The sequence below is a fragment of the Coprobacter sp. genome, from assembly GCF_982436375.1.
Genome location: NZ_CEWDCG010000318.1, coordinates 1 through 1951, shown reverse-complemented (window position 1 = coordinate 1951; position 1951 = coordinate 1). Strand labels below are relative to the sequence as shown.

1 protein-coding gene is annotated in these 1951 nt (G+C 41.6%); it reads left to right on the top strand.

Going from position 1 to position 1951, the window contains the following annotated elements; translation table 11 throughout:
* Window positions 1–26: 26 nt before the first annotated feature.
* Window positions 27–1951 (top strand): sialate O-acetylesterase (locus AC1WHX_RS12030; RefSeq protein ID WP_481229458.1); only part of this gene is annotated, 1925 nt, incomplete at its 3' end.

The window sequence follows — 1951 nt, the reverse complement described above, 5'->3', positions numbered from 1 at the left end:
GGGTAGTTATATGATAATGGAATTGTATGAATAAGTATTTGTTTTTATTGTTCTTTTTGTGTGTATCTGTGTCGATGCAAGCAAAAATTTCTTTGCCTGCTTATTTTACAGACAATATGATAGTTCAGCAAAAGAGTATGCTTACTATTTCCGGTGTATCTGCAGCCGGAAAAGAGGTTGTCGTGAAAGTCGGATGGAATTCTAAAGATTTTCGGGTTACATCCGGTACGGATGGGAAATTCGAAGTTCAAGTTCCGACACCTAAAGCCGGAGGTCCGTATACGATTACGATCGATGACGGAGAACCTCTTTTCTTGCAAAACGTATTGGTCGGTGAGGTCTGGCTCTGTTCCGGACAGTCGAATATGGAAATGCCGGTTGCCGGTTGGGGGAAAGTGATGAATTATGAAAAAGAGATTGCAGAGGCGATTTATCCTTCTATCCGTTTGTTACAGGTTAAAAAAGTAATATCTCATGTCCCTTCTGAAAAATTAGAGATAAATGGTGATGGTTGGAAAGAATGTTCGCCTTCAAGTGTGGAGAATTTTTCAGCGGTCGCTTATTTTTATGCTCGTAATCTATGGGAAAAATTGAAAGTTCCTGTCGGAGTTATTGATTGTACATGGGGCGGTACTCCTGCCGAAGCGTGGACGAGTCTTTCAGCGTTGAAGCATGTATGGGGTTTTGAAGAGGATGCTGCCCGTATAGAACAATGTCGTGCCGACAGAGAATTGTTGATGGCGAAATATCAGGATGATATGACCGATTGGGAAAAACGTTTGAATGACTGTGACCCGGGAATGAAAAATAATGTTCCTTGCTGGACTTCCAATGAACAATCGGGTGACGACTGGAAACAGATGAATTTACCCGGAGCTTGGGAACATAACGGACTTCCTGATTTTGACGGTTCGGTATGGTTTCAGAAAGTTGTAGATATACCTTCTGAATGGGAAGGAAAGACTTTGACGTTGAATTTGGGAAAGATAGACGATAAAGATATTACCTATTTTAATGGTAAGGAGATTGCTCGAGGAGAGGGCTATTACATAAAACGTACTTACTCAATCCCGGCAGAATTGGTAAAATCGGGAAAAGGTATTATTACGGTAAAGGTTCAAGATCAGAGTGGTACCGGTGGAATTTGCGGCTCTCCGGAAGAATTGTCGATAGATGCGGGTAATGATAAAATATCGCTGGCAGGAATGTGGAATTATCGTGTTGGAGTACCGTTGTCTCAACAGCCTCAAGTTCCCTTTTCTCCGGATAGTCAGAATTATCCTTCTGTGCTTTATAATGCAATGGTGTATCCTCTTCGGAATTTTCCTATAAAAGGAGCTATTTGGTATCAGGGCGAGGCAAATGTAGAAAGAGCGGTTCAGTATACCCCGTTGTTTCAATCGATGATTACCGATTGGCGTAATTTGTGGAAGAATGATTTTCCGTTTTATTTTGTGCAATTAGCAAATTTTTTGAACATGCAGGAGGTACAACCGAATTCTACATGGGCGCACCTCCGGGAAGCTCAGGCGAATGCTCTGCATCTTGAAAAAACGGGAATGGTCGTTACGATCGATATAGGTGAAGCGTATGATATTCATCCTAAAAATAAGCAAGAAGTAGGGGCGCGTTTAGCACGTTTAGCACTTGCCGATACATATAGAAAGGGAAAATATGAGATTCCGATGTACAAGAGTTTTAAGATCGAGAAAGGAGCTGTTATTTTATCATTTAATCAAGATATAATAATAAAGGGAGAAATTCCTACCGGTTTTGCAATGGCCGGACCCGATATGAAATTTTACCCTGCTCATGCTATAGTGAAAGGGAATATGATTACGGTTACTTCTCCGGATGTGACAGTGCCTATTGCAGTGCGTTATGGGTGGGCAGATAATCCTCCGTGTAATTTGTTCGGGGAAAACGGATTACCTCTTACCCCTTTCCGAAC